This is a genomic window from Streptomyces sp. NPDC031132, from assembly GCF_055570595.1.
Genome location: NZ_JBVIGX010000005.1, coordinates 148,463 through 173,077 on the forward strand (window position 1 = coordinate 148,463; position 24,615 = coordinate 173,077).

Consider the following 24,615-nt stretch of genomic DNA (forward strand, 5'->3'; position numbering starts at 1 on the left):
CCCCGACCGCCGCCGCTCTGCGCAGCTTCCCTCCCACCCCCCCCCCCCCCCCCCCCCCCCCCCCCCCCAGGCCGTGGTCACCGCGTCACCGCGCCGTTCCCGGCCCGGCACGTTCAGCCGTTCAGCCGTTCAGCCGTTCAGCCGTTCAGGGACTTCATCAGCTCCGGGGCGTAGCGGTCGCCCGAGACGATCCCGTGCGGGGCAACCTCGTCGATGGCGGCCAGGTCCGCGTCCGTGATCGTCACCGCGGTGGCGGCGATGTTCTCCTCCAGGTAGCGGCGGCGCTTCGTGCCCGGGATCGGCACTGCGCCCTGGCGCAGGGTCCAGGCCAGGGCCAGCTGCGAGGGGGTGACTCCCTTTTCCGCGGCGAGGCGGCGGACCCGGTCGACGACGGCCAGGTTGCGGTCGAAGTTCTCGCCCAGGAAGCGGGGGTCCGTACGGCGGAAGTCGTCCGCCGCGAAATCGTCCGGGGTGGTGATCGCGCCCGACAGGAAGCCCCGGCCGAGCGGGGAGTACGCGACGAGCCCGATGCCGAGATCGCGCAGGGTGTCGAGGACGCCGTCGGACTCGATGCCGCGTTCGAAGAGGCTGTACTCGGTCTGTACGGCGGCCAGCGGGTGCACGGCGTGGGCGCGGGCGATGGTGGCGGGCGCGGCCTCGCACAGGCCGATGTGGCGGACCTTGCCGGCGGCGACCAGTTCGGCCATGGCGCCGACGCTCTCCTCGATCGGGACGTTCGGGTCGACGCGGTGCAGGTAGTACAGGTCGATGTGGTCCGTACCGAGGTGGCGCAGGGAGCGGTCGGCCGAGCTGCGGATGTACTCGGGGGTCCCGTTGTGGCCGCGCAGCGCACCGTCGTCGGTGAACTCGACCCCCGTCTTCGTGGCGATCACGGCGGCGTCGCGGCGGCCCGCCAGCGCCTTGCCGAGGAGCTGTTCGTTCAGGAAGGGGCCGTAGCCCTCGGCGGTGTCGAGCAGCGTGACGCCCAGCTCCAGCGCGCGATCGATGGTGGCCAGGGACTCGGTCTCGTCGGTGGCTCCGTAGTGGGCGCTCATGCCCATCAGGCCGAGGCCTTCGGCGCCGACCTCGAGGCCCTGACCGCCCAGTGCGCGAATCTCCATGGTGGGTACTCCTCCATAAGTAACTAACTGGATAGTTCGACTATGCACCCGGCTCGCGCTGCATGTCAATAACCAGATAGTTACTTGCTAGGCTTCACCCCATGGCACGGGATTCCAGCGCGACCAAGGCACGCCTCCTCGATGCGGCCTTCTCCGAATTCGCCGCGTACGGCATCGCCGGCGCGCGGGTCGACCGCATCGCCGAGGCCGCGCAGGCGAACAAGCGGCTCATCTACGTCTACTACGGCAACAAGGAGCAGCTCTTCGACGCCGTGCTCCGACGCGCACTGGAGACGGGTTCGGAGTCCGTCCCGTTCAACGCCGCCGACCTGCCGGGGTACGCGGGCGCCGTCTTCGACCACCTCGTCGCGCAGCCGTCCCTGATGCGGCTCGTGGTGTGGAAGCAGCTGGAGCGGCCCGGCGTCACGGACACGGAGGCGGAGTCCTACCGCGGCAAGATCGCGGTGGTGGAGGAGGCGCAACAGGCGGGGCGCGTCGACGCCGCGCTGGACCCCGCCGATGTCCTCACGCTCGTGATGGGCCTGTCCCAGGCCTGGTTCGGCGCGGTGGGCGGCCCGGCCGCGGGCGGCTCGGGCACCGGCTGGGCGCCCGAGCGGCTGGCCCGGCACCGCGCGGCGGTGGTCGAGGCCGTGCGCCGCATCACGGCACCGCCGCAGGACCCGGAAGAGACGGCTTAGTACTCCGGTGTGACTTCGCGATCTACGCGCTGGAGGGGGCGGAGAGCCGCTGCCGGCAGTGGCTGCGACGTGCCGAAGCTTGGCGGCTTCTGCGCCGGTTCGACCAGTGCAGGAGTGGTGGGTTCAGGGCCGTGATCGGCGGCCTGAACGGTGCGCCGATCAGGCGGCGGCTCTCCGGGGCGGTCAGGGCGACCGGGTCTCCGCTTCGGGCCGGGCGGCGCGGATCCGCACGTCGGGTCCGCCTCGCGCCGTCGACTGCCGCGGCAAGGAACGCGGGTGCGAGCATGACCAGGGTGACGTGCCGGTGCCAGGCTGTCCGGTTACGGACCTGTTAGTGGTCGAGGCCGACCTGACCCTTGGCGGCCTGGAAGCACGCTTCGATGCACCAGCGAGTACCGGCGACGCGCACGAGCTCTCCGACAGCGGCACGGTCCGGGGCGACCGGCACAGGGGGAAGGCGCGCTCGCCGATGGGGGGATTGCGCCGCATCAGCAGGTGGCGGCGCTCGTCCGTGCCGATGGGGACCCAGGCCCAGTCGTAGTGGCGGGGCCCCATCGCCCCGGAGCCGGCGCTCTGCCCGTGCCAGGCCGAGGCGCGCAGGCGAAAGGCGGCCTCGTCCGTGCAGATCGCCGTGCGGCCCTGGTTGATCCGCACTCTGGTCGCGCAGGAGACCGCCCGGCACGTGGCCGACCCCGCGGGCCTCCGGCCCGGCCCGCAGGCCGGGTCCTGACCGTACGCCTCGTCGCCGGTCACCCACGACGTGCTCACTCAGGCGTCCAACGCCTGCTCGATCATCTGCAGGGCGAGACGGGGTCGGAGTCCTGGCTCCATGTGTGTGCGGGCAGGTACGTAGCGGCGGACCTCGTCGCGCGCCGCAGCCACGTTCCCACAGGCGGACCGCGGCAGCCGCTGCATCGGGCCGGGACGGCTATGGCCGGCACCCGAGCAGATAGGCGCGGGCCGCGGCCCGAGGTTCCGCTCGACCGAACGGGCCCGCAATCCGAGCCATGGCCTGGTCGAACAACGCCTTCCATCGAGCAGGGCCTACGCTACGGCCCGCGGCCACCGCACGATCTTCAAAAGTCCACACCATCACCGCGAGGCCGGGATCGGCAGCGACCACCGCTCCCCCATCCGCTGCGGTGATGTCCTGGCCCTCACCGTCAGTTGTGTCCGACTGGTTCGTCGCCTGCCGTCTTGACCTGCTTGCGGTAGGCCCCCGGCGGCGACCCGAAGTGTCGTTTGAAGGCTTTGGCGAAGGCGAACTCCGACGTGTACCCCGTGCGCTGCGCGATGGTGCTCAGCGGGGTCGGCGATTGGTGCAGCAGCCGCGCCGCGGTGGCCATCCGCCAGTTGGTCAGGTAGGTCAACGGCGGCTCGCCGACCACCGAGGCGAAGCGGCGGGCGAACGCCGCGCGGGACAGCCCGGCGCGGGTGCCCAGAGACTCCACGGTCCAGGGATGGCCGGGATCGTCGTGAATCGCCTTCAGGGCCGGGGCGACTGCCGGGTCGGTCAGCGCGGCCGCCCAACCCCGGGTCCGCTCCTTCGGCAGTTCGGCGTACCACGACCGGAGGATGTACAGCAGCAACAGATCGACGAGCGCCGTGACGACCGCGTCCGAGCCCGGCTGCGGCGCGTGGAACTCGGCGCACAGCTGGTCGACCGCCGAGCGCAGGACCGGGTGGCGGCCGGGAACCGCGGGGAGGTGGATGACCTCCGGTAGATCGCCGAACAGCGGATGCGGGCGATCGACGTCGATCGCGTACGCGCCGCACACCAGCACCGTGTGCGGCCCTGGTCCGTCCACGGTGACCTGGCCGATCGGCGAGGAACGGTCCACGCGGTCCGGTACGAAGTCCACCGGATCGCGGTCCGGCACGTCGCACAGGGTGTGTCCGCTGCCGCGCTGCAGGAACACGATGTCGCCGGGTCCGAGCGCGAGCGGTTGGCCGCGCGGTGGCAGCAGGTGGCAGTGCCCTTCCACGACCACGTGGAATCCGGCTCCTGAGATGGGTTGGAACTTCAGGGCCCACGGGGCGTGCGCGTCGGTGCGAGTCACCATCGGGCGTCCCGTGCGCAGGACTTCGAGGGTGTCGCTCAGGATGTCCACAGCGCCACTCTAGTGCCTGTATGGCGAGACGATATGACAGGGAATCGAGACCTTGAATCATTCATCGTCTCAATGTGGAGGCGTACGTTCTTGCCATGGCGGTTGCCGAAGACCGCACAGCATCGACGAAGGAATGGATCCCATGTCTCTGGCCGGCAAGAAGATCGTGATCATCGGTGGTACCTCCGGCATCGGCTTCGCGGTAGCCCAACAGGCCGCGGCGGCCGGCGCGGACGTCGTGGTCGCCTCCAGCAATCAGGACCGCGTGGACGCCGCGACGAAGCGGTTGGGCGAGCCGGCCGAAGGCCGCCGCCTGGACGTCGCCGACGGCAACGCCATCGCCGCGTTCTTCGAGCAGGTCGGGGAGTTCGACCACCTCGTCTACACCGCGGGCGAATCTCTGCTGATCAAGCCGTTGGCCGACACCACCCCGCAGGAGGCCAGGGCCGTCTTCGAGCGCCGGTTCTGGGGCGCGTTCCTCTCCGCCAAGTACGCTGCACCGCGCCTGCGCGACGGCGGCTCGATCACTTTCAGCTCCGGCGTCCTCGCGATCCGCCCCCTGTCCGGAACCGCGCTCACGGCAGGTATCACCGGCGGCATCGAGGCCCTGTCCCGGGCACTCGCCGTAGAACTCGCCCCTCTGCGCGTCAACGTGATCCAGCCGGGTGTGATCCGTACCGAGCTGTGGGACGGCAGTGTCCCGAACCCGGAGGCTTTCCTCCAGGGCGCCGGGTCCGAGCTGCTCACGCGGCGCGTCGGCACTGCCGAGGAAGCCGCGGCGGCCTATCTCTTCGTCGTGGCCAACGCCTACGTCACCGGCACCACGCTCGCGATAGACGGCGGCGCGGCACTGGTGTGACATGGTTTCGGCCCCGCCACGCGTCCGTCCGCGCCGTGACGGTGCCCGACCGTGCGGTCCGCTCCGCCCCCGAGGGCCGTCGGAACGCCGCGCGTACCCGGCGGCGCCGGCGGCGGAAAGCCGACGAGCTCCTTACTGGGCTGCCGGCGGAGGGGTCAGGATCATGCCGATCAGATGGTCGAGGGCCGCCGCCGCGGCCGGGGATTCCGGCAGCGCCTCGGGCGCCGTGTCGGGGGCGGTCCGGCGCAGTTCCAGCCAGCCCAGATAGGCGGCGTAGCCGGCCAGGGCGCGATGGCGGGACTCCTGCGGCCCGAAGCCCAGTCCGCCGAAGATCTCCGCCAGGAAGTCCAGCCGGGTCCGGGTGACCCGGGCGACGACCTCGGCGACCGCCGGGTGGGCGGTGTGCGCGGCGAGGGCCGGCTCCAGCCCGGCGATCTCCTCGGTGCCCAGCGCTACGGCGAACAGCGTCCGCGCGCGGGTCCACGGATCGTCCTCCTCCCGGACGGCCGTGATGACCTCGGCGGTCGCGTGCCGCTCCCACGCCTCCAGGGCCGCGACGAGCAGCGCCTCGCGGTTCTCGAAGTGCCAGTAGAAACTGCCGCGCGAGACCCCGAGTTCGCGGGCCAGTACGTCCACCGCCACCGCGGACAGCCCGCCCCGGGCCAGCGCGCGCAGCGCCGCCATCGTCCACTCTTCCTTGGTGACTTTCCCCTTGGCCATGTTCCGTACAGTACTGTATGGAACATCCATACAGAGGTGTACGGAACTGGGGAGAGGGGTGCCGGCATGAGCGCCGTGACCAAGGGTGTCGGAACAGCGCAAGACGGGAACGCGGAGGTCCGTACGGAGCGGGCGGGCGGCGCGGTGCGCGCTGCGGCGGTGGCTGCGGCCGGGGGGCTGCTCACGGCAGGGGCGCTGCACGCGGTGTGGGTGTTCTCCCCGTGGCCGCTGCACTCGCGGGCCGAATTCGCGGCCGTGGTGGTCGGCGTGGAGGAGGCGCAGCTGCCGTCCGCGCCGCTGACGCTCGCGGTGGCGGGCCTGCTGGGCGCCGCCGCCGGGCTGGTGCTGACCGGTGCCCGGCCGGCGAGCCGTTTCGGCCGGTCGCGGCCGGTACGGGCCGGGCTGTGGGCGGTGTCCGGAGTGATGGCGGCACGCGGGCTCGGCGGGCTGGCGGCTTCGGGGCTCGGACTGGGCTCCGCGCCGCCCGAGTTCCGCCACTGGGACCTGCTGCTGTACTCGCCGCTGTGCGTCGCACTGGGCGGACTCACCGGCTACGTGGCCCTGCACACCCGGCGCCACCGCACCTGACCGGAGACCGGCCCGCCGCGAGTGGCCCGTGGCGAGAGTCGATGACGGACCGCGGCCCGGTGCGGCGTGAGGACGATGGCTGCGGCCGGCTCTGCCTCGTGCGGCAGGACCGGCCGCAGCGCGCGTCAGCGCATCCGCATCACACCGCGGCCACGGTCCGGACCCGGGCCAGGATGGTCTCCGTGTCCACGCCCGTCGGCAGGGTGCCGTACGCGCCGCCGTGCTCGCCGCCCAGCCGGGAGGCGCAGAAGGCCTCGGCGACCGCGCCCGGGGCGTGGCGCAGGAGCAGCGACGCCTGGAAGACCAGGGCCATCGTCTCCGTGAGCTGCCGGGCCCGGTACTCGGCTTCGGCGGGGTCGGCCAGCTGCTTCTGCAGACCGGCCACCGCCGCGTCCAGGTGCCGGTCGGCGCCCGCCGCCCGGCCGACCTCCTCGAAGAAGGCCTCGACGGTCTCGGGCTGCCGGGCCATGGCCCGCAGCGAGTCCAGGGCGGCCACGTTCCCGGAGCCCTCCCAGATCGACGACAGCGGGGCCTCCCGGTAGAGCCGCGGCATGCCGGAGTCCTCGATGTACCCGTTGCCGCCCAGGCATTCGAGGGCTTCGGCCGCATGCCCGGGGGCGCGCTTGCAGACCCAGTACTTGGTGACGGCCAGCCCCAGCCGGCGCAGCAGCGCCTCGTCCTGGTCGCCCCGGGCGACCCGGTCCGTGGCGCCCGCAAGGCGCAGGGCGACGGCGGTCGCCGCCTCGGATTCCAGGGCGAGGTCCGCGAGGACGTTGCGCATCAGGGGCTGGTCGATCAGCGCCTTGCCGAACGCCCGCCGGTGCGTGGCGTGGTGGACGGCGCGGATGACGCCGAGCCGCATGCCGGACGCCCCGCCGAGCACGCAGTCGAGGCGGGTCATGTTGACCATCTCGATGATGGTCGCGACGCCGCGCCCCTCCTCCCCCACCAGCCAGCCGAAGGCCTCGTCGTACTCGATCTCGGCGGAGGCGTTGGAGCGGTTGCCGAGCTTGTCCTTGAGCCGCTGCAGCAGCAGACGGTTGCGGCTGCCGTCCGGCAGCACCCGCGGCAGCAGGAAGCAGGACAGTCCTCCCGGGGCCTGCGCCAGCGTCAGGAAGACGTCCGACATCGGCGCCGAGGTGAACCACTTGTGCCCGGTCAGCCGGTAGGTGCCGTCCGGGGCCGGGACCGCCGTCGTGGTGTTGGCGCGTACGTCGGAGCCGCCCTGCTTCTCGGTCATCGACATGCCCGCGATCAGGCCCTGCTTGGTGTCCGGCCGGCGCAGTCCGTAGTCGTACGTGCGGGAGGCGAGCAGTGGCTCCAGCCATCCGGCGAGGTCCGGTGTCGCGCGCAGCGCGGGTACCGCGGCGTACGTCATGGACACCGGGCAGGAGTGGCCCGCCTCGACCTGGCCCCAGACGAGGAACTTCGCGGCCCGCGCGACGTGCGCGCCGGCCCGGTCGTCCGCCCAGGGCGCGGCGTGCAGCCCGTGGGAGACGGCGGTGCCCATCAGCTCGTGCCAGTACGGGTGGAACTCCACCTCGTCGATGCGGTGGCCGTAGCGGTCGTGGGTGCGCAGCACCGGCGGGTTCTCGTTGACCACGCGGCCCCACTCCGCGGCCTGTTCGGAACCGGCGAGGGCGCCGAGGCGGTGGATCTCGGGTATCGCCCAGGCGGCGCCTTCGCGGGCGACCGCCTCCAGCAGGGCCGGGTCGGCGGCCGCGTCGTAACCGTGGTGCGGGGGCACCTGGTTGGTGACCTCATGCGTCTGCGGCATCGTGTCCTCCAAGGGCACGCAGGGTGAAGGTGATCAGGCCGGGGATGACGTCCCCCGGAGCCGCGTCCCCGTCGGCCAGCGGGCCGACGAGTGCCTCTGCGATCGCACCGACGAGCGCGGCGGCAGTCAACTCGGGTGATTGCGGCGGAAGTTCCCCGGAGGCCACGCCCGCGGCGATCTGCTGGGCGTACACGTCGCGGAACGCCCGGCGGAAGACGAGGCGTTCGGTGTCGACGGCGGGGTCGGCGGGCTCCGCGAGCAGGGCGAAGGCCCGGCGCGGTGCCTGCAGCGCGCGGTACGCGAAGGTCTCGACGGCGGCGGCCACCCGTTGCGCCGCGCTGCCCGGGCGGTCCGTCGCGGCGGCGACCGCCTCCAGCTCGCGGGCCACCAGGGTCCGGAAGAGGGCGGCGGCCAGCTCGGACTTGCCGGAGAACGACTGGTACACGCTGCCGGTGGAGATCCCGGCTTCGGCCGCGATCGCGGCGACCGAGCAGCCGCTGTAGCCCTCGCGGGAGAGCAGGTGGACGGCGGCCTCGAGCACCCGGTCGCGGCGGGCGTCGAGGCGGGCCTGTACGGCTGGGGGGCGACGGTAGGGCATGGAAGGATTGAAGCACCGATTCACTGCTTCACGCCAGACCTGGACGGGGTCGGGCGGTGCCCCCTCCTGGTGTCGTCAAAGTCCCGTCCGGCCGGCGAGGCTCGCCGGCGTGGGGCCGTCCGGGCGGACGGTGATGCTGTACGCGGCCTTGGTGGGGACGGAGTGGAAGGTCAGGGTGTGGGCCGGCAAGAGGTGTTCCAGGAGGACGGTCGACTCTCGGAGGGCGAACTGCAGGCCGAGGCAGGCGCGGGGGCCGATCCCGAACGGGAGGTAGGAGCCCGGGTGGGTGGGCCGGCCGTCGGGGGCGGTGAAGCGCCGGGGGTCGAAGTGCTCGGGGTCCGGCCACAGTTCGGGGTCGCGGTGCGTGAGGTACGGGCAGACCAGCACATCGGAGCCCGCTTCGACGGCGTGGCCGGCCAGGGTGTCGCCCTCGGTGGCGTACCGGGGCAGGATCCAGGCGGACGGATAGAGCCGGAGCGTCTCGTGGACCAGGGCCTGGACGGCTCGGCGGCGTTCCGCCGAGCCCGGGGCGCCTGCGGCGAGGGCCTGTTCGCGGGCCGCGGGGTGACGGTCGAGAAGCAGGTAGAGCCAGGTCAGGGTGGTGGCGGTGGTTTCGTGGCCGGCGACGAGCAGCGTGATCAGTTCGTCGCGGATCAGGCGGTCGGTGCACTCGGGACGCTCGGCGGCCGCGCCGAGCAGGACGTGCAGGAGACCCGGCCCGTCGGGTCCGTACGCGCCGCCGCGGGCGGCCTCGATGGCGCGGTGCGCGACGGCGTCGATCCTGGCGAGGTCCTCGGCGACGGCGCCGCGGGCGTCGCCGGCGTCGGCCGGCAGCGTCGGCAGGGCGGCCACCACGGTGGCCACGGAGTTCAGTTCGTGCTCGGTGCCGGCGTCGAGGGGGTGTCCGGTGAGGGAGCGCCAGATGGTGTCCAGGGCGAAGCTGCGCATCTCCCGGCCGACGTCGAGCGTCTGCCCGGTCCGGGCGTACCCGGCCCACCGCCCGGCGGTGACTCGGGCGGCCTCCGTGATCCGCTGCTCGTAGCGGCGCATCCCGGTGCCGGTGAACTGGGACTGCAGCAGACGCCGTTGGCGCCTCCAGGCTTCGCCGGTGGCGGCGAGCACGCCGTCGCCGATCAGCAGGCGGGCGCGGTGGGAGCGTTTGACGTACCGGTCCGGATGCAGGGCCAGCACGTGCTGGACCGCCTGGGGATCGGTGACCAGGACGGTGGCGTCCTGCCCGAGGCGGAACGCGGCGACACCGCCCAGCCGTTCACGCACCACGGCCAGCAGGTCGACCAGTTCGGCCCGGTCGGAACGCCACCGCTCCACGAGGGCGGAGTCCAGCTCCGGGACCGGCCTCCGTCCCGTACGGGCAGCGGGCGTGCGGGGGTTGAAGCCGGCTTCGGTGGCCACGGGTCTTCTCCTGTTGACGGAGCGCTGACCTCACGGACTGTACGGGAGCGGACGCACCTCGTGACAGTGCGCCTGCGGTGGTCATGGCGGGGCGGCCGGTAAGATCACCTGATCATGGAATCCGGTACGGGACACGAGTTGACCGCCGTTCCGCCCGGACGGGTGACACTGTCGGACCGGCGGACACGGCGCAGTTGGTCCGTCGGGCTCGCACCATACGAGCTGGGGGCCGTTCCGGTCACGCAGGCCCTGTACGCGGAGGTCACCGGCGCGCGACCGAGCAGCGCCCACGGGGAGCGGCTGCCCGTCGAGGGCGTTTCCTGGTGGGACGCGGTGCGGTTCTGCAACGCCCTGTCCGAGCGCGACGGACTGGCTCCGGCATACCGCATACAGGGCGAGGACGTCGACTGGGACCCGTCGGCCGAGGGATACCGGCTGCCGACCGAGGCCGAGTGGGAGCACGCCTGCCGGGCCGGTACGGCCGGCCCGCGGTACGGGCCGCTCGACGAGATCGCCTGGTACCGCGGCAACTCGGACGAGCGCATCCACGCCGTGGGAGGCAAGCAGCCCAACCCGTGGGGCCTGTACGACATGCTCGGCAACGTCTGGGACTGGTGCTGGGACGTCTACGACGCCGAGGTCTACGGCAGTTACCGGGTGCTGCGCGGCGGCGGCTGGTTCGACGAGCACTGGAGCTGCCGGGCCTCCGCCCGCCGGCGCAGCCACCCGACGTTCCGGGTGGACGACGTGGGTTTCCGCCTCGCCCGCTCCGTCACGGGCTGATCCGCCCCTGCCGACCGGGCCGCGGCCCGCGGGTCACCGCACGACCCTCGGCAGGCGCAGGCTCAGCAGCACCGTCAGCGCGATCATTGCGAGCTGCACCAGCAGCGTGCCGGCGAGGGCGTCCCGCATGCCCATCGAGGGGGCGAGTGCCAGGAAGAGGCTGCCCAGCGTCGCGACGCCGAGGGCGAGCGCGGACTGCTGCGTGGTGATCATGACCCCGCCGCCCACGCCGGCCCGGTCGGCCGGTACGTCCGAGAGCATCAGCCGCATCAGCACGGGCAGTTGGAGCCCCTGGCCGAGTCCTGCGACGGCCACGCCCGGGGCGAGCGCGGCGAGCCCGAGGTCCGCCCAGCCACGCAGGACCGCCAGGAGGATCAGGGCGACGCCGACGGCCTGGAGGACGCCGCCCGCGGTGACGACCCGGCTGCCGAACCGGCCGACCAGCCGCGGCCCGGCGAGCGAGGCCGCGAAGAAGGCCACCGCCATCGGCACGAGCGCGAGCCCCGCCGCCACCGGGCCCATGCGCAGCCCCTGCTGCAGCACCACCGCGATGACGAACATGAACCCGCTGAAGCCGATCGAGAACGGCACCACCAGGACCAGCCCCCGCCGCAGCGACTGCAGGCGCAGCAGGCTCGGCGGCACGAGCGGGGTGCGCCCGAGCCGGTCGGCGCGACGCTCGGTCAGGTAGAACGCCGCGGCGGCGAACGGGAAGACGGCGAGCGACACCCACGTCCACAGCGGCCAGCCGGCGGCCCTGCCCTCGGTCAGCGGCAGGAGCAGGGACACCAGGGACAGCGCGAGCAGCAGCGTCCCCGGCACGTCGACCGAGGCCGGGCGGTCCGAGCGGGTCTCCGGAACGGCCCGGACGGCGAGCACCAGCCCGACGATCACCACCGGCACGTTGACCAGGAACACCGAGCGCCAGCCGGAGCCGGCGACGTCGGCGGCGACCAGGACGCCGCCCAGGATCTGCCCGGCGACCATGGACAGCCCGGCGGTGGCCCCGTACAGGCTCATCGCCCGCGCCCGGCGCGGGCCCTGCGTGGTGGCCTGGATGGTGGCCAGCACCTGCGGGAGCATCAGCGCGGCCGCCGCGCCCTGTGCCACGCGGGCCGCGACCAGGGCCCACGCCGTGGGTGCGATGCCGCAGGCCAGCGAGGTGGCGCCGAACGCGGCCATGCCGATCAGGAAGAGCCGGCGCCGTCCGGCCATGTCGCCGAGGCGGCCGCCGAGGACGAGGAGGACGGCGTACGTGACGCCGTAGCCGCCGACGATCAGTTCCAGCATGGCGGGGCCGGCCGCGAGGTCGCTGTCGATGGCGGGCAGCGCCACGTTGACGATGAAGAAGTCGATCAGGGGCAGGGCCGCGCCCAGCAGCACGGTGAACAGCCCGAGCGGGCCGATCGCGGCGGGGGCGGGCCCGGGGGCCGGGCCGGAGGCCGGGCGGCCCGTCGGGGTGGACGGGGAAGGGCGGGTGGTGCGTACGGTTGCTTCGCTCACACCGGAAACGATCACCCTCCTTTCAGCCTGGTACCAGAGTCTCCTTATCCTGGTACCAGCACTACCTGGCAACGGGATGAGCGGTGCGGCACCCTGGTTCCATGACCACTGTGGCCCCGGAGAGCGACGTACGCCGGCACGAGCTGGCCGAATTCCTGCGCAGCCGCCGGGAGCGGATCACCCCCGAGCAGGTGGGGCTGCCGCGCGGCCGCCGCCGGCGCACCCCGGGGCTGCGCCGCGAGGAGGTCGCCCAGCTCTCCGCTGTCGGAGTCACCTGGTACACCTGGCTGGAGCAGGCCCGCGACATCCAGGTCTCCCCGCAGGTCCTGGACGCGCTGGCGCGCGCCCTGCTGCTGGACTCGAGTGAGCGTACGCATCTCTTCGCGCTGGCCGGCAGCCTCGATCCGACCCCGCACGCCCCGTGCCCGAGCGTGACCCCGGCGCTGCGGGCGATGCTCGACCGGCTCGGGCCGATCCCGGCCTGCATCCAGAACAGCCGGTACGACATCCTCGCGTACAACGCCACGTACGGACGGCTGCTGTGCGACCTGGACGCGCTGCCGCCCGAGGACCGCAACTGCCTGTGGCTGGCGTTCACCAACGCGGACTGGCGGGCGTCCCTCGTCGACGTCGCCGAGGTGAACCGCAACATCGCCGCCAAGTTCCGGGCGGCCATGGCGGAGCACCTCGCCGAGCCGGCCTGGAAGGCCCTGCTGGCGCGGCTGGAGGCGGAGTCGGCGGAGTTCCGGGAAGTGTGGGCCCGGCACGAGGTGGTGGGCCAGGGCGGCAGGACGAAGTACATCCGCAATGCGCACGTCGGTCTGCTGCACCTGGAACACACCAACCTGTGGCTCGGGCCGGCGGCGGGCCCGCGCCTGGTGACGATGGTGCCGGTCGACGAGGAGAGCCGCGCCCGCCTGGAACGGCTGGAGCAACTGGAGCGGCTGGAGCGGCTGGAACACCTCGGTCCGGTCACCGTCTGAGCACCCCGACCGCCCCCGACCGCCCCGCGCCCACGGCTACGGCTGCTCGGCCGGCCCCTCCTCCAGCCCCTCCGGCAGTCGGCCGGTGTGGACCACGCCGAGGGTCTGGGTGGCCCGGGTCAGGGCGACGTAGAGGTCGCTCGGCTCGTGGTCCGCGGGCTCCACGACGATCACCGAGTCGAACTCCAGCCCCTTGGCCTGGCGCGGGTCCAGCAGGACCACCGTACGGGTGAGGTCCGGCTCCTCCCCCGCCCGTACGCCGGGCAGCCCGGCGGCGAGGGCCTCGTGCAGCGGACGCGGCGCGATCACCGCCAGCCGGCCGCCCCGGCCCTCGGCCGGGGCGCCGGCGCGCACCGCTTCCGCGACCGTGCGGGCGAGGTCGTCCGTCGCCCGTACCCAGGGCCGCTGCCCCGTGGACCGCACCGAGCTCGGCGGCTCGAATCCGGGGTGACGGGCCCGGAGCACGGCGGCGGCGACGTCCATGATCTCCGCGGGCGTACGGTAGTTGACGCCGAGGCGCACCAGCTCGAAGCGGTCCCCCACGTACGGGTCCAGGATCCGCTTCCACGATCCGCAGCCGGCCTCGTCACCGGTCTGGGCCGGGTCGCCCACCAGCGTCATCGAACGGGTGGGGCAGCGCCGCATCAGCAACCGCCAGGCCATCTCGGACAGTTCCTGGGCCTCGTCCACGATGACGTGTCCGAACGCCCAGGTGCGGTCGGCGGAGGCCCGCTCGGCCGCGCTGCGGTGGTCGGCCTCCTCGTGCCGCTCCGCCATCCGCTCGGCGTCGATGATGTCGTGCGCGGCGAGGAACTCGTTCTCCATGTCCTCGAATTCGTACGACTCGGACCCCTGCGACAGGTCCAGGACGCCCTGCGCGTACGCGACGCGCTCCTGCCGCTCCCGCTCCTCGGCGGCACGCTGCGCGCTGTCGTCGACGCCGAGCAGTTCGGCGGCCTCGTCGAGCAGCGGGATGTCGGCGGGCGTCCAATCGTCCGTCGTGCGCCGGATCAACTCGACTTCGTGGGAAGGGAGATGGGTGGGATCGGCGAGGAAGTCGGCGATCAGCTGCCGGGGCGTGAGGGGCGGCCAGAGGCCGTCGATCGCGGCGTGCACCTCGGCGCTGGTCGCGATCTCCTTGCCGAGCTGTGCGATGTCGTCGGGTCCCAGCAGGTTGGGGCCGCCGTACGGATCCGCGCCGAGCCGGTCGGCGAGCTGCTCCGTGAGGCCGTCGATGATGCGGAACGCGAAGTACGGGCGGGCGAGGTTGTGGGGCAGCCCGGTGGCGCGCGCCCGGTCCCGGGCTTCGTGCGCCATGGTCCGGTCCAGCAGCAGGGTGCCGTAGTCGTCGTGGTCGATCTCCACGGCCGGTTCCGGGAGCACCGCGCTGTCCTCGCCGCTGTCCGCGGGTACGGTCTCCGGCAGCGCCTGCCGGTCGCGTACGACGCGCGCGAGGACCTCGGCCATCCCGGCGCGGCCCTTCACGGCGGCGGCGCCGGGCCGGTCGGTACCGGTCGCCCGGACGCCGGGGAACAGCTCGCCGAGGGTGGAGAGCAGGACGCCGGTCTCGCCGAGGGCGGGGAGCACCTCGCCGATGTAGCCGAGGAACGCCGGGCCCGGGCCGACGATCAGCACGCCGCGCTTGGCGAGCAGCTCCCGGTGCTCGTAGAGGAGGTAGGCGGCCCGGTGCAGGGCGACGGCCGTCTTCCCGGTGCCCGGGCCGCCCTCCACCACGAGTACCCCGCGGTGGGGCGAGCGGATGATGTGGTCCTGTTCGGCCTGGATGGTCTGCACGATGTCGTGCATGCGGCCGGTGCGGGCGGCGTCGAGGGCGGCGAGCAGGACGGCGTCCGCGTCGGCCCCCTCGTGGCCCGTGCGTTCGGTGTCGGCGAGGTCGAGGATCTCGTCGTGGAGGGCCGTGACCTCCCGTCCCCGGGTGGTGATGTGGCGGCGCCGTCGCAGGCCCATCGGGAAGTGCCCGGTGGCGAGGTAGAACGGGCGCGCGACCTCGGCCCGCCAGTCGAGGACGAGCGGGGTGCGGTCCGCGTCGTCCTGCCTGATTCCGATGCGGCCGATGTGGTGGTCCTCTCCGTCGGAGAACTCGAGCCGGCCGAAACACAGACCGTTCTCGCCCGCGTTCAGCGCGGAAAGCAGACCCGACTGCTCGGCGACGAGAACATCCCGCTCCAGGCGTGCCTGAAGTCCGCTCCCCGTTGCGGCCAGCGCCCGCTGGACGGCGTGTTCGGCCTGGTCACGCAGGTCGTCGAGGCGTGCGTAGAGCTCGTCGATGAATTGCTGCTCATTACGGAATTCCACGGTTGACAATTCCACTCCCGACCCGATACGATGTCCTCGTAAAGCTTCTTCACGCGCCGTTTTCATCAGGGCGTGAAACAACAAATATACGCAGACGAATACCCCGACCGCCAATTGGTCCCGGGGTATTTTTCGTTTTGCGGGACACTGCCGGGCCGGGGCGCCGAGCCGCCACGCTGGCCGCACGTCACTCGGACGGCTCACCCGTCAGGCTTCCGGCGCCGTGCACTGCTTTGGTGGACACAAGAGCTGTCCACCACATGGAGCACTCTCATGTATGAAATGCAGGTCGGTGAGGCGGCCACAGGGCCTGGCCTCGTATGGCACGTCGTCGCCCGTGACCGCCGGGCCACCCTGTGCGGCCGCCCCCTCCAGCCGGGAGGCAACGCCGAAACGGACCACCACTGCGGGCCGTGCATGACGGCCTTCCAAAACGTCATGCGGGAAGGCTCCGCCGAGTCCTGACAGTGGGGGTGATCAACCAGCGAGCAGCACACTTCCGCCGCCGACGCCGGACCGAGGTCCACATGCCGGCGGCGGAGCCATGTCATCCTCAAAGCAATCCTTATACAAATCGCCTCTGATACCTTCACCGCTTATGAAGACGATCGGACTGCTCGGCGGAATGAGCTGGGAATCGACGGCCGAGTACTACCGGCTGCTGAACGAGCTCACCCGCGACCGGCTCGGGGGGCTGCATTCGGCCCGCTGCGTGCTGTACTCGGTGGACTTCGCGGAGATCGAGCAGCTGCAGGCCGAGGGGCGGTGGGCGGAGGCCGGGGAGGTGCTGGCGGCGGCTGCGCAGCGACTGGAAGCCGCCGGTGCGGACCTCGTGCTCATCTGCACCAACACCATGCACAAGGTCGCCGACCGCGTCCAGGCGGGCATCTCGGTGCCCCTGCTGCACCTCGCCGACGCCACCGCGGACGCCGTGAAGGCGGCGGGCCTGACCCGGGTCGGCCTGCTGGGGACCGCGTTCACCATGGAGCAGGACTTCTACCGCGGCCGACTCGCGTCGGCCGGACTCGAGGTGTGCGTCCCCGATGCCGACGGACGGGCGCTCGTACACCGGGTGATCTACGACGAGCTGTGCCTGGGCCTGGTCCGCGAGGAGTCGCGGGCCGCCTACCAGCAGGTCGTCAAGGACCTCGTGGCCGCCGGCGCCCAGGGGATCATCCTGGGCTGCACCGAGATCGAGCTGCTCATCGGCGCCGAGGACAGCCCCGTACCCGTCTTCCCCACCGCACGGATCCACGCCGAAGCCGCGGTCGGGGCGGCCCTGGCGGCCCCCTGGCCATCGGCACGCGCCCTCGGCTAGTCATACCGTGATCTCATACGAGGACGCAGGCCGCGAGGGCGGCGGCACGGACCCGGGCGGACCCATGGGCACACCTCAGACGGGCGCGAACGCGGACCCGCAGGGCCACGCGCCCGAAGGGCGCCACGCCGACTGGCTGGAACTCTTCTTCGACCTCGTCTTCGTCGCTCTCGCCGCCCAGCTCTCGCACCAGCTGCACGGCGACCCCGGCCTGCGCGACTTCGCCGTGTTCCTGGCGCTCTACTTCCCGCCCTGGTGGCTGTGGATCAACCTCACGGTCTCGGCGAACATCTTCGTGGACAACAGCCCCCGCCGCCGGCTGCTCATGCTGTCCGCCATGCTCTGCATCGCCGTCATGGCGTGCGCCGTGCCCGAGGCCGACACGGACCGCGGGGCCGTCTACGCCCTCGGGTACGCCGGCACCCGGCTGGTGCTGCTCGGGCTGTGGTGGCCTGCCACCAAGTACCCCGAGCCCCTGCGCGTCCCGCGCTGGCGCCCCCTGAGCTACTGCCTGGCGTCGGGCGTGCTGTGGGCCGCCTCCGCCGCGGTGCCCGCGCCCTGGCAGTACGTGGTCTGGGCGGTGCTCATCGCCGCCGAGATGGCACTGCTGCTCGCCGCGCGCGGCCGCGGGATGCCCGCCCGCCTGGACACCGGGCACATCGTCGAGCGGGTCGGACTGTTCGTCATCATCGTGCTCGGCGAATCCGTGATCGCGCTGGTGACCTCCGCCGACCACACCTGGACCCTGCGGGCCGGGGTCGTCGGCGTCCTCGGCTTCGTCCTGCTCGCCGCGCTCTGGTGGTCGTACTTCGACTTCGGCTCGACCTCGGCCGAGCTGATGCTCGCGAAGGCAGACGACCACCAGGCCTACCTCCTCGCCCGCGACATCGGCGGCTTCCTGCACTTCTTCGTGACCGCGGGCGTGCTGTGCATGGCCGCGGGCCTGGCCACCGCCGTCGAGGAGGCCGACCACGCCCATCTGCCGACCGGCGCGGTGTGGGCCCTGGCCGGCGGCCTGGCCCTCTACCACTCGGCCCACGCCTGCATCGCGCTGCGCTACGGCCGCCCGCCGGCCTCCGTCGCCACATGGGCCGTTCCGGGCATCTGCGTCCCGCTGCTCGTCGTCTGGGGCGCCGGCCACCTCGCGCCGTGGCTGGTCGTCCTGCTCCTGGCCGCCGAGGCGATCGTGCACCTGCTGTACGCGCGCAAGATGCTGCGCCGCCGCCTCGCGGCGGCGGCCGCGGGCTGAGCCGTCAGGGCAGCACGGGGAGGAGCTCCGGGCGCTTGGCCGTACGGGCGTCCCCGGAGGAGCGGCCACGGAGGCGCCGGCCCAGCCAGGGGCCCAGGAACGCGGCGGCCCAGCGCAGTTCGGCGAGGACCGTGGGCGAGGCCGCCCGCTCGGGCGGCAGCGGGTGCGTCCAGGTGTCGTCGCTGCCCGGCAGGTCGAGGGCGTGGGCGAGCGAGGCGGCGATCCGCTCGTGGCCGAGCGGGCTGGCATGCAGCCGGTCGGCGCTCCACAGGCGGGGGTCGGTGACCACCGGATGGTGTCCCGTCTCCACGACGACCACACCGTGGCGGCCTGCGGCCGCGCGGATCCGGTCGTTCAGGGCGCTCACCCGCGGGGCGAGCGGGCGGGCGAGCGGGGTGATCCGCGCGAGGTCCGGAAAGGTCACCGTGGCCACGCGGGCGCCCTGGGCGGCGAGGGCGCCGAACATCGCCTCGAGGTGGCCGGCGACCTCGTCGGCGTCGAACCGCGGCCGCAGCACGTCGTTGACCCCGGCGACCACCGTGACCAGATCCGGGCGCAGGGCGAGGGCCGGTGCGAGCTGTTCGGCACGGACCTGTCCGGCGAGGCGGCCGCGGACGGCCAGGTTGGCGTACCGCACGCCGGGGCTGTGGAGCGCGAGGTGCTCGGCGAGCCGGTCGGCGAGCCCGCGCAGCCCGGTCGTGTCGTCGCCGTCGCCGACGCCCTCGGTCTGGCTGTCGCCCAGGGCGACGTAGCGCAGGTACTGCTGCTCAGCGCCCGGCACGGGCCGCCTCCCGTTCCCGCAGGACCGCGATCGTACGTGCGCACCAGTCGCGGTTGCCCCGCTCGAAGGCGAGCCCGCGCAGGCAGGTCAGATAGGGGCCGATGCGGTCGCCGTACCGCAGGAAGTCCTCCTCGGTGCGGTCGCCGCGCATGGTGTGCAGCAGACCGGTGAACAGGTCGACCTTGGCCTGGGCGAAGGCGGCGCGCTCGGTGAGCTGCGCGACGAGCGTCGCGGTGTCGACGTGGTCGGCGGCCTGGACCTTGACGACCAGGTCGTCGCGGATGGAGGAGGGCTTGGTGGCGGAGGCGGTGAACTGCTCCAGCTCGGCGAGGCCGGCGTCGGTGACGGTGAACAGGCGCTTGTTGGGCCGGGTGTCCTGGACGACTTCCCGGCCGGTGATCAGCCCGTCCTTCTCCAGCCGGGTCAGCTCGGCGTAGAGCTGCTGCGGCAGCGCGTGCCAGAAGTTGGCCACACCGAGGTCGAACGCCTTGGCCAGTTGGTACCCGCTCAGCTCCTCGTCCAGCAGTGCCGCCAGTACGGCGTGGCGCAAAGCCATCGGATCGCCTCCTTCTCGCCCTGTTTCCGCTGTGCCCTTGTCCACGGACACCCTGCGCATGATACTCAAGAAACTGACTAATCACATTGATGAGTAGCAGTAGACGCAGCCGAGCATCAGGGAGAAGCCGTGACCGCAGCAGACCGCTTCCGCACCGCCGTCGACAGCCGTGACATCGCCGCCTTGGAGGCCCTGTTCACGGAGGACGTCCGCCTGTACAGCCCCGTGAAGTTCACGCCGTTCGAGGGCCGGCCGATGGTGCTGGGGCTCTTCGGGGTGCTGCTGCGCACGTTCGAGGACTTCCGCTACGTCGGGCAGTACGCCGGCACCGCCGAGACGAGCGTCGACGGCACGGTGTCCCCCTCGGAGGTCCTGCTCTTCCGTGCGACGGTGAACGGCAAGGCGATCCACGGCATCGACCTGCTGCACTACGCCGACGACGGCCGGATCAAGGAGTTCACCGTGATGGTGAGGCCCCAGTCCGCGGTGCACGCCCTGGGCGAGGCGGTCCTCGCCGGGCTGGTCGCCGACGGCCTGGCCCCGGCCCCGGCCTGATCGGCACGACAGCCTAGGCTCGCCGGGCAGCCAACTCCCGTACGCACGCCCGGAGGAACCGGTGGACATCCGCTCGGCCCAGCAGCTCGCCTGGGACAACAAGCTCGCGAAGGGCTTCAACACCACGAACGTGGCCTTGGAGTTCGGGCTGCTGACGGCCGAGGTCGGGGAGGCGTTCACCGCCTGGCGCAAGAAACTGCCCGACTTCGGGGAGGAGCTCGCGGACGTGGTCCTGTACGTCGCGGCGCTCGCCGAGATGAACGGCATCGACCTGGAGTCCGAGGTGGAGCGGAAGCTGGCCAAGAACCGCGACCGCGTCTACGTCCGGGACGAGCGGGGCGTCCTGCACCGCATCGAAACCCCGGGCGACGCGGGCGACGAGGCGGGGAGTCCGCGATGACCGCCACCACCCGAGTGGCCGTGGCCACCTCGGCCGTGGGACTGACCTGGGACGCAGACCTGCCGCTGATCCTCGAAGCGCTGCGCGCCCGCGGGGTCGACGCCGTGGCGGCGCCCTGGGACACCGCGAGCTTCGACTGGTCGCGGTGCGCCGCCGTGGTCATCAGGTCCACCTGGGACTACGCCGAGCGGTGGCCGGAGTACCTGGCCTGGGCGGACGCGGTGCAGGGTGCGACACGGCTCGACAACCCGGCCGGGCTCGTGCGCTGGAACACCGACAAGCGGTACCTCGCGGAGCTCGCCGGCCGCGGCGTGCCCGTCGTGCCGACCCGTTTCATCGCCCCCGGCGAGGCCCTCGTGCTGCCCGAGCACGGACAGTTCGTCGTCAAGCCGGCCGTCTCGGCCGGCTCGCGCGACACCGCGCGGTACGCGGAGCACCATCACGGCCTGGCGGCCGGGCACGTCGCGGCGCTGCACGCCGCCGGATCCACCGCGATGGTGCAGCCGTACCTGTCCCGGATCGACGAGGGCGAGCGGGCGCTCGTCTTCCTCGGCGGCGAGTTCAGCCATGCGATGCGCAAGGGGCCGGTACTGACCGATGTCGGGGTCGTCGACAACGACCGTGCACCGCATCCGGATCTGGTGCCGCACCGGCCGTCCGCGGCCGAACTGGCCCTGGCCGGGGCCGCACTGGCGGCCGTTCCCGGTGCGGAGGCCCTGCTGTACGCGCGGGTCGACATCGCGACGGCGGACGACGGTGCACCGGTCTTGATGGAGCTGGAGCTCGTGGAGCCCAACCTCTTCATGGCCCACGGCGAGCACGGGCTACGGCGCTTCGCGGACCTCGTCCACGAGCGCGCCGCAGCCGATCACTGACGCGCGCCGGAGTCCCGCCCGGAGCCGTGCCACGTGACCCGCGCGGCGATGGGCAGGTGGTCGCTTCCCGTCGCGGGCAGTGCCCGGACCCGGGTGACGGTCGCCGCGCGGGTCATGACCTGGTCGATCCGGGCCACCGGCAGCGCCGCGGGCCAGCTGAAGGCGAAGTCCCGGCTCGGCGGGTTCATCCGCGCGGCGACCGGGTCCAGCCCGCGGTCGTCCACCGTGCTGTTGAGGTCCCCGAGCAGGATCAGCGGGTCCGTCCGCTCCGCGGCGATCGCTGCGCCGAGCAGTGCGGCGCTCTCGTCGCGCCGTACGGAGCCGAATCCATGGGTCGGGCTGAGGCGCACCGAGGGCAGGTGTGCCACGTACACGGCGACTTCGCCGTTCGGCGTACGGGCGGTGGCCCGTAGTCCGCGGTTCCAGCCCTCCCCCACGCCTGCCGGGCGGATGTCCACCGGCCGCACCTGCGCCAGCGGGTGCTTCGACCAGAGTCCGACCGTTCCCTCCACCGCGTGGTACGGGTAATCCAGCGCGAGCACCGCCTCGAACACGGGCGCGGCGGCGGGCGTGAGCTCCTCCAGGGCGATGAGATCGGCCCGGGTCCCGGCCAGGGCGCGCCCGGTGCCCGCCGGATCGGGGTTCTCGTCGCTGACGTTGTGCTGGACCGCGAGGAGGTCGGGGGCCCGGTCGTCGCCGGGGAGCAGGAAGGCGCCGAAGAGGCCGAGCCAGGCGGCGGCGGGCAGCAGCACCGCGCAGGCGGCCGGGGCCGAGCGGCGCAGCAGGGCGAGGGCCAGCAGGACCGGGACGGCCAGGCCGAGCCAGGGGAGGAACGTCTCCAGCAGGCTGCCGGGACGGCCCGCCGTATCGGGCACCGCGCCGTGGAGGACCAGCAGGCAGGCGACGAGGACCGCGAGCCCGGCGAGCACCCGCCCGCGCCCGCGCCACGACCCCTGCCAAGGCCACCTCGACGGCCACCGCCATGACCCCTGCATCCCCACGCGCCCTGCTCCCGATCGCCTCGACGTCCCCCGCATCGTGGCCCTTCGCACGACGTCGCACGGTAGGACGACGCCGCGCCGCGATGATCCGGTTCCCGCGGCACGGCCCGCGCCGCCCCGCACCCCGCGGCCGGCGGGCCGTCACCCGGCCGGCGGGCGGCCGGGAGCCGCGCTGACCCGGGCCAGGACGAGGACCGTGTCGTCGGTCGCCGTGTCGGGCAGCAGGTTCGCGAGGATGCGGTCGGCGGCCTCCTCCAGCGAGCCCAGGGGGGCGCGCAGCTGCTCGCGCAGCGCGTCCATGCCGGTGTCGATGTCCTGGCCGCGGGCCTCGATGAGGCCGTCGGTGTACAGGGCCACGGTGGCGCCCTCGGGGAGCTCGATCTCGACCGACCGGTACGGTACGCCGCCCACGCCGAGCGGGACCCCGAGCACGTCGCCGACGGTGTGCACGGTCCCGTCCCGGTGGCGCACCAGGGGTGGGGGGTGGCCGGCGTTGGCGATGCGGGCGCGGCCGGTGTGCGGGTCGTAGAGCAGGTACAGGCAGGTCGCCCACTCGATGCCGGCCTCCTCTGCGCAGACGTCGAGTTCTTGGAGCAGGGCCGCGGGCTCCGCGGTGTGCCGGGCCAGCGTCTTCGCGGTGATCCGCAGCCGGCCCATGGCCGCGGCGGCGGGCACGCCGTGTCCCATCACGTCGCCGACGACGAGGGCGACGCGGTCGCCGGACAGGGCGATCGCGTCGTACCAGTCGCCGCCGACTTCGGTGACGCTGCTGCCGGGCAGGTAGCGGTGGCTGATGTCCACGTACGGGCCGCCGGCGGGGGCGCTGGGCAGCAGGGCACGCTGGAGGGTGAGGGCGATGTCCTGGACCCTGCTGTACAGCCGGGCGTTGTCCAGGCACAGCGCGGCCCGGGAGGCCAGTTCGCCTGCGAGGCCGAGGTCCTCCTCGGCGAAGGCCGGGCGGGCGGCGGAGCGGCCGAACATGGCGATGCCCTGCACCGTGCCGCGGGCGATGAGCGGTGCCATGAGGATGCAGGTCAGCCCGCTGTCCAGCAGCAGCTGCGCGCGCTCCTGGTGCTCGACGGTCCGGGTCACGAAGTCCCCGTCGACCGTGAAGCAGAGCGGACGGCCCGTGCTCAGCATCTGGTGGATGTTGGAGCCCGGCGGGTACGTCACCTTCTCCAGGCCGCTCACGAGTTCGACGGCGGGCTCGGGGAGCGTGGTGCCGGAGGCGATCCGGCGGGTGGTCACCGGCAGCGCCGGGTCGAAGGGCTCGGCCTCGTCCATCCACTCCACGAGTTCGACGACGCAGGCGTCGCAGAAGTCCGGGACCACCGCGTCGACCAGCTCCCGCGCGGTGGTGTTCAGGTCCAGGGTGGTGCCGATGCCGGCCGCGGCCCGGTCGAGGAGGGCGAGGCGCCGGCGGGCGGCCGTCGCCTCCAGGATGGCCTGCTCCCGGTCGGTCACGTCCAGCAGCAGTCCGCCCACGCCGCGCCGGGTGTCCCCCGCGCCGCTGAGCGGGAAGAAGCTGACCGAGCGCACCTGGTCGCGGTCCGGACGGCCGGGCGTGCGCAGCCCCACGAGGGTGCCGATCACGGGCCTGCCCTCCTTGGCCACGGCCCGCAGCATGCGCTGGTACTCCCCGCCGTCCGAGGTGATCATGATGTCCGCCATCCGGCGGCCCAGGTGCTCCTCGAGCGGGACCCCGTCCATGTCGGCGAGTGCCTGGTTGAGGTGGACGTAGCGCAGCTCCTCGTCCAGCATGACCAGGCCGATCGGGCACGTTTCGAAGAGGGCGTCGAGGAAGGACAGGTTGGTCTTGACCCGGTCCAGCTCGTCGCCCCGGCTCGCCAGCCCCATGACCACGGAGCTTCCCGTGGAGCCTGTCATCGGGAAGACCCGGAAGCCGCAGTCGAACACCGAGCCGTCACGGTGCAGTGCGGGCAGCCGTACGCGCCAGTAGCCGAGGGTGCGGGCGCGCTCCGCGAGGTGGGCGGCCCCGCCGGGACCTGCGCCGGGGGCCGGCTCGGGGAAGAGGACCGCCGCGGGCTGCGACAGCACCGAGCGGGCCTCGTGGCCGAAGAGGCTCTGCGCGCCGGGGCCCCAGTAGCAGACCCGGTCCTCGTCGTCGATGCCGAAGACGGCCACCACCACGTGTTCCAGCAAGGACCCCGGTTCGGACCGGATCGGGCCGGGATCCACCGCGCCCCCCAGCCGGTCCGATGGCATCGGCAGGCCCCCTTCTGCGCACGGCTCGTGCGCGTGGCTGACCGGAGCCCGCGTGGCGGACACGGGCTGCCCCCTCAATTCTGCTCGCCATCGGGAAGGAGGACATCACGGGCGCCGCACGGCAGCCGAGAGGTGACCACCGGTGACACCCGGCGACCGCCGCCGGCGTGCGCAGGTGCGGGTG

22 protein-coding genes and 1 pseudogene are annotated in these 24,615 nt (G+C 72.9%); 10 read left to right on the forward strand and 13 right to left on the reverse strand.

Features of this window, described 5'->3' with window-relative positions; translation table 11 throughout:
- Nucleotides 1-137: 137 nt before the first annotated feature.
- A complete protein-coding gene (locus ACZ49B_RS10115; RefSeq protein ID WP_468302822.1) occupies nt 138-1,121 on the reverse strand; it encodes an aldo/keto reductase in 984 nt (327 codons plus the stop codon).
- 101 nt (nt 1,122-1,222) lie between these two features.
- Between ACZ49B_RS10115 and ACZ49B_RS10120 the strand changes: the two genes are divergently transcribed.
- Entirely contained in the window at nt 1,223-1,819 is a 597-nt protein-coding gene (locus tag ACZ49B_RS10120) for a TetR/AcrR family transcriptional regulator (protein WP_468302824.1), read from the forward strand.
- Nucleotides 1,820-1,841: 22 nt separating this feature from the next.
- On the opposite strand, the pseudogene ACZ49B_RS10125 reads toward ACZ49B_RS10120, so the two are convergent.
- Both ACZ49B_RS10125 and ACZ49B_RS10130 read right to left on the reverse strand, forming a co-directional pair.
- Nucleotides 1,842-2,828: pseudogene (locus ACZ49B_RS10125) on the reverse strand (IS701 family transposase).
- Nucleotides 2,829-2,982: 154 nt separating this feature from the next.
- A complete protein-coding gene (locus tag ACZ49B_RS10130; RefSeq protein ID WP_468302827.1) occupies nt 2,983-3,930 on the reverse strand; it encodes an AraC family transcriptional regulator in 948 nt (315 codons plus the stop codon).
- A 142-nt stretch (nt 3,931-4,072) separates the two neighbouring features.
- On the opposite strand from ACZ49B_RS10130, the gene ACZ49B_RS10135 reads away from it, so the two are divergent.
- The gene (locus ACZ49B_RS10135; RefSeq protein ID WP_468302829.1) at nt 4,073-4,789 is read left to right on the forward strand and encodes an SDR family oxidoreductase; all 717 of its coding nucleotides are present in this window, start codon (nt 4,073-4,075) and stop codon (nt 4,787-4,789) included.
- Between the two features lie 132 nt (nt 4,790-4,921).
- Here the strand turns inward: ACZ49B_RS10135 and ACZ49B_RS10140 are convergent, their stop codons facing one another.
- Nucleotides 4,922-5,509 (reverse strand): TetR/AcrR family transcriptional regulator, encoded by a 588-nt coding sequence (locus ACZ49B_RS10140; protein ID WP_468302832.1) that lies wholly within the window; start codon nt 5,507-5,509, stop codon nt 4,922-4,924.
- Nucleotides 5,510-5,575: 66 nt separating this feature from the next.
- Here ACZ49B_RS10140 and ACZ49B_RS10145 point away from each other — a divergent pair, with 66 nt between their 5' ends.
- Nucleotides 5,576-6,097: a DUF3995 domain-containing protein gene (locus ACZ49B_RS10145; protein ID WP_468302834.1), complete on the forward strand. Its 522-nt coding sequence runs from the start codon at nt 5,576-5,578 to the stop codon at nt 6,095-6,097.
- Between the two features lie 139 nt (nt 6,098-6,236).
- Here the strand turns inward: ACZ49B_RS10145 and ACZ49B_RS10150 are convergent, their stop codons facing one another.
- The 3 genes from ACZ49B_RS10150 to ACZ49B_RS10160 all read right to left on the reverse strand — a co-directional run bounded on the left by ACZ49B_RS10150 (nt 6,237) and on the right by ACZ49B_RS10160 (nt 9,885).
- Nucleotides 6,237-7,874 carry an isovaleryl-CoA dehydrogenase gene (locus ACZ49B_RS10150; RefSeq protein WP_468302837.1) on the reverse strand — a complete coding sequence of 546 codons (1,638 nt, stop codon included), beginning with the start codon at nt 7,872-7,874 and terminating at the stop codon, nt 6,237-6,239.
- Entirely contained in the window at nt 7,858-8,472 is a 615-nt protein-coding gene (locus ACZ49B_RS10155) for a TetR/AcrR family transcriptional regulator (RefSeq protein WP_468302840.1), read from the reverse strand. Before ACZ49B_RS10155 ends, ACZ49B_RS10150 begins: the two co-directional genes overlap by 17 nt.
- 75 nt (nt 8,473-8,547) lie before the next feature.
- A complete protein-coding gene (locus ACZ49B_RS10160; RefSeq protein ID WP_468302842.1) occupies nt 8,548-9,885 on the reverse strand; it encodes a cytochrome P450 in 1,338 nt (445 codons plus the stop codon).
- Between the two features lie 114 nt (nt 9,886-9,999).
- Here ACZ49B_RS10160 and ACZ49B_RS10165 point away from each other — a divergent pair, with 114 nt between their 5' ends.
- Nucleotides 10,000-10,668: a formylglycine-generating enzyme family protein gene (locus tag ACZ49B_RS10165; protein WP_468302845.1), complete on the forward strand. Its 669-nt coding sequence runs from the start codon at nt 10,000-10,002 to the stop codon at nt 10,666-10,668.
- 33 nt (nt 10,669-10,701) lie between these two features.
- Here the strand turns inward: ACZ49B_RS10165 and ACZ49B_RS10170 are convergent, their stop codons facing one another.
- A complete protein-coding gene (locus tag ACZ49B_RS10170) occupies nt 10,702-12,171 on the reverse strand; it encodes an MFS transporter (protein WP_468302848.1) in 1,470 nt (489 codons plus the stop codon).
- Nucleotides 12,172-12,272: 101 nt separating this feature from the next.
- Here ACZ49B_RS10170 and ACZ49B_RS10175 point away from each other — a divergent pair, with 101 nt between their 5' ends.
- A complete protein-coding gene (locus ACZ49B_RS10175; RefSeq protein WP_468302851.1) occupies nt 12,273-13,154 on the forward strand; it encodes an MmyB family transcriptional regulator in 882 nt (293 codons plus the stop codon).
- 36 nt (nt 13,155-13,190) lie between these two features.
- Here the strand turns inward: ACZ49B_RS10175 and ACZ49B_RS10180 are convergent, their stop codons facing one another.
- Nucleotides 13,191-15,536, reverse strand: a complete 2,346-nt coding sequence (locus ACZ49B_RS10180) for a HelD family protein (protein WP_468303380.1) — start codon at nt 15,534-15,536, stop codon at nt 13,191-13,193.
- Between the two features lie 532 nt (nt 15,537-16,068).
- Here ACZ49B_RS10180 and ACZ49B_RS10185 point away from each other — a divergent pair.
- Both ACZ49B_RS10185 and ACZ49B_RS10190 read left to right on the forward strand, forming a co-directional pair.
- A complete protein-coding gene (locus ACZ49B_RS10185; RefSeq protein ID WP_468302854.1) occupies nt 16,069-16,788 on the forward strand; it encodes an aspartate/glutamate racemase family protein in 720 nt (239 codons plus the stop codon).
- Nucleotides 16,789-16,795: 7 nt separating this feature from the next.
- Nucleotides 16,796-18,037 (forward strand): low temperature requirement protein A, encoded by a 1,242-nt coding sequence (locus tag ACZ49B_RS10190; protein WP_468302857.1) that lies wholly within the window; start codon nt 16,796-16,798, stop codon nt 18,035-18,037.
- Between the two features lie 4 nt (nt 18,038-18,041).
- On the opposite strand, the gene ACZ49B_RS10195 is transcribed toward ACZ49B_RS10190, so the two are convergent.
- Nucleotides 18,042-18,818, reverse strand: coding sequence for an SGNH/GDSL hydrolase family protein (locus ACZ49B_RS10195; RefSeq protein WP_468302860.1), 777 nt, complete (start codon nt 18,816-18,818; stop codon nt 18,042-18,044).
- Nucleotides 18,805-19,374: a PadR family transcriptional regulator gene (locus tag ACZ49B_RS10200; RefSeq protein ID WP_468302863.1), complete on the reverse strand. Its 570-nt coding sequence runs from the start codon at nt 19,372-19,374 to the stop codon at nt 18,805-18,807. Before ACZ49B_RS10200 ends, ACZ49B_RS10195 begins: the two co-directional genes overlap by 14 nt.
- Nucleotides 19,375-19,503: 129 nt before the next feature.
- Between ACZ49B_RS10200 and ACZ49B_RS10205 the strand changes: the two genes are divergently transcribed.
- The 3 genes from ACZ49B_RS10205 (at nt 19,504) to ACZ49B_RS10215 (ending at nt 21,204) form a co-directional block, all read left to right on the forward strand.
- Entirely contained in the window at nt 19,504-19,929 is a 426-nt protein-coding gene (locus ACZ49B_RS10205) for a nuclear transport factor 2 family protein (protein ID WP_468302866.1), read from the forward strand.
- A 61-nt stretch (nt 19,930-19,990) separates the two neighbouring features.
- Entirely contained in the window at nt 19,991-20,329 is a 339-nt protein-coding gene (locus tag ACZ49B_RS10210) for a MazG-like family protein (protein ID WP_468302869.1), read from the forward strand.
- Nucleotides 20,326-21,204 carry an ATP-grasp domain-containing protein gene (locus ACZ49B_RS10215; RefSeq protein WP_468302872.1) on the forward strand — a complete coding sequence of 293 codons (879 nt, stop codon included), beginning with the start codon at nt 20,326-20,328 and terminating at the stop codon, nt 21,202-21,204. Before ACZ49B_RS10210 ends, ACZ49B_RS10215 begins: the two co-directional genes overlap by 4 nt.
- Here the strand turns inward: ACZ49B_RS10215 and ACZ49B_RS10220 are convergent.
- Nucleotides 21,198-22,199, reverse strand: coding sequence for an endonuclease/exonuclease/phosphatase family protein (locus tag ACZ49B_RS10220; protein WP_468303382.1), 1,002 nt, complete (start codon nt 22,197-22,199; stop codon nt 21,198-21,200). The genes ACZ49B_RS10215 and ACZ49B_RS10220 overlap by 7 nt on opposite strands.
- Before the next feature lie 147 nt (nt 22,200-22,346).
- The gene (locus ACZ49B_RS10225) at nt 22,347-24,431 is read right to left on the reverse strand and encodes a SpoIIE family protein phosphatase (RefSeq protein ID WP_468302875.1); all 2,085 of its coding nucleotides are present in this window, start codon (nt 24,429-24,431) and stop codon (nt 22,347-22,349) included.
- Between the last annotated feature and the right edge of the window lie 184 nt (nt 24,432-24,615).

Excerpts from the sequence above, each read along its gene's own strand:
- ACZ49B_RS10140 (WP_468302832.1), bottom strand. The coding sequence starts at position 5,509 with ATGGCCAAGGGGAAAGTCACCAAGGAAGAGTGGACGATGGCGGCGCTG.
- ACZ49B_RS10165 (WP_468302845.1), top strand. The coding sequence starts at position 10,000 with ATGGAATCCGGTACGGGACACGAGTTGACCGCCGTTCCGCCCGGACGG.
- ACZ49B_RS10200 (WP_468302863.1), bottom strand. The coding sequence starts at position 19,374 with ATGGCTTTGCGCCACGCCGTACTGGCGGCACTGCTGGACGAGGAGCTG.
- ACZ49B_RS10120 (WP_468302824.1), top strand. The coding sequence starts at position 1,223 with ATGGCACGGGATTCCAGCGCGACCAAGGCACGCCTCCTCGATGCGGCC.
- ACZ49B_RS10175 (WP_468302851.1), top strand. The coding sequence starts at position 12,273 with ATGACCACTGTGGCCCCGGAGAGCGACGTACGCCGGCACGAGCTGGCC.
- ACZ49B_RS10150 (WP_468302837.1), bottom strand. The coding sequence starts at position 7,874 with ATGCCGCAGACGCATGAGGTCACCAACCAGGTGCCCCCGCACCACGGT.
- ACZ49B_RS10145 (WP_468302834.1), top strand. The coding sequence starts at position 5,576 with ATGAGCGCCGTGACCAAGGGTGTCGGAACAGCGCAAGACGGGAACGCG.
- ACZ49B_RS10220 (WP_468303382.1), bottom strand. The coding sequence starts at position 22,199 with ATGCAGGGGTCATGGCGGTGGCCGTCGAGGTGGCCTTGGCAGGGGTCG.
- ACZ49B_RS10115 (WP_468302822.1), bottom strand. The coding sequence starts at position 1,121 with ATGGAGATTCGCGCACTGGGCGGTCAGGGCCTCGAGGTCGGCGCCGAA.
- ACZ49B_RS10185 (WP_468302854.1), top strand. The coding sequence starts at position 16,069 with ATGAAGACGATCGGACTGCTCGGCGGAATGAGCTGGGAATCGACGGCC.
- ACZ49B_RS10180 (WP_468303380.1), bottom strand. The coding sequence starts at position 15,536 with ATGAAAACGGCGCGTGAAGAAGCTTTACGAGGACATCGTATCGGGTCG.
- ACZ49B_RS10135 (WP_468302829.1), top strand. The coding sequence starts at position 4,073 with ATGTCTCTGGCCGGCAAGAAGATCGTGATCATCGGTGGTACCTCCGGC.
- ACZ49B_RS10225 (WP_468302875.1), bottom strand. The coding sequence starts at position 24,431 with ATGCCATCGGACCGGCTGGGGGGCGCGGTGGATCCCGGCCCGATCCGG.
- ACZ49B_RS10155 (WP_468302840.1), bottom strand. The coding sequence starts at position 8,472 with ATGCCCTACCGTCGCCCCCCAGCCGTACAGGCCCGCCTCGACGCCCGC.
- ACZ49B_RS10215 (WP_468302872.1), top strand. The coding sequence starts at position 20,326 with ATGACCGCCACCACCCGAGTGGCCGTGGCCACCTCGGCCGTGGGACTG.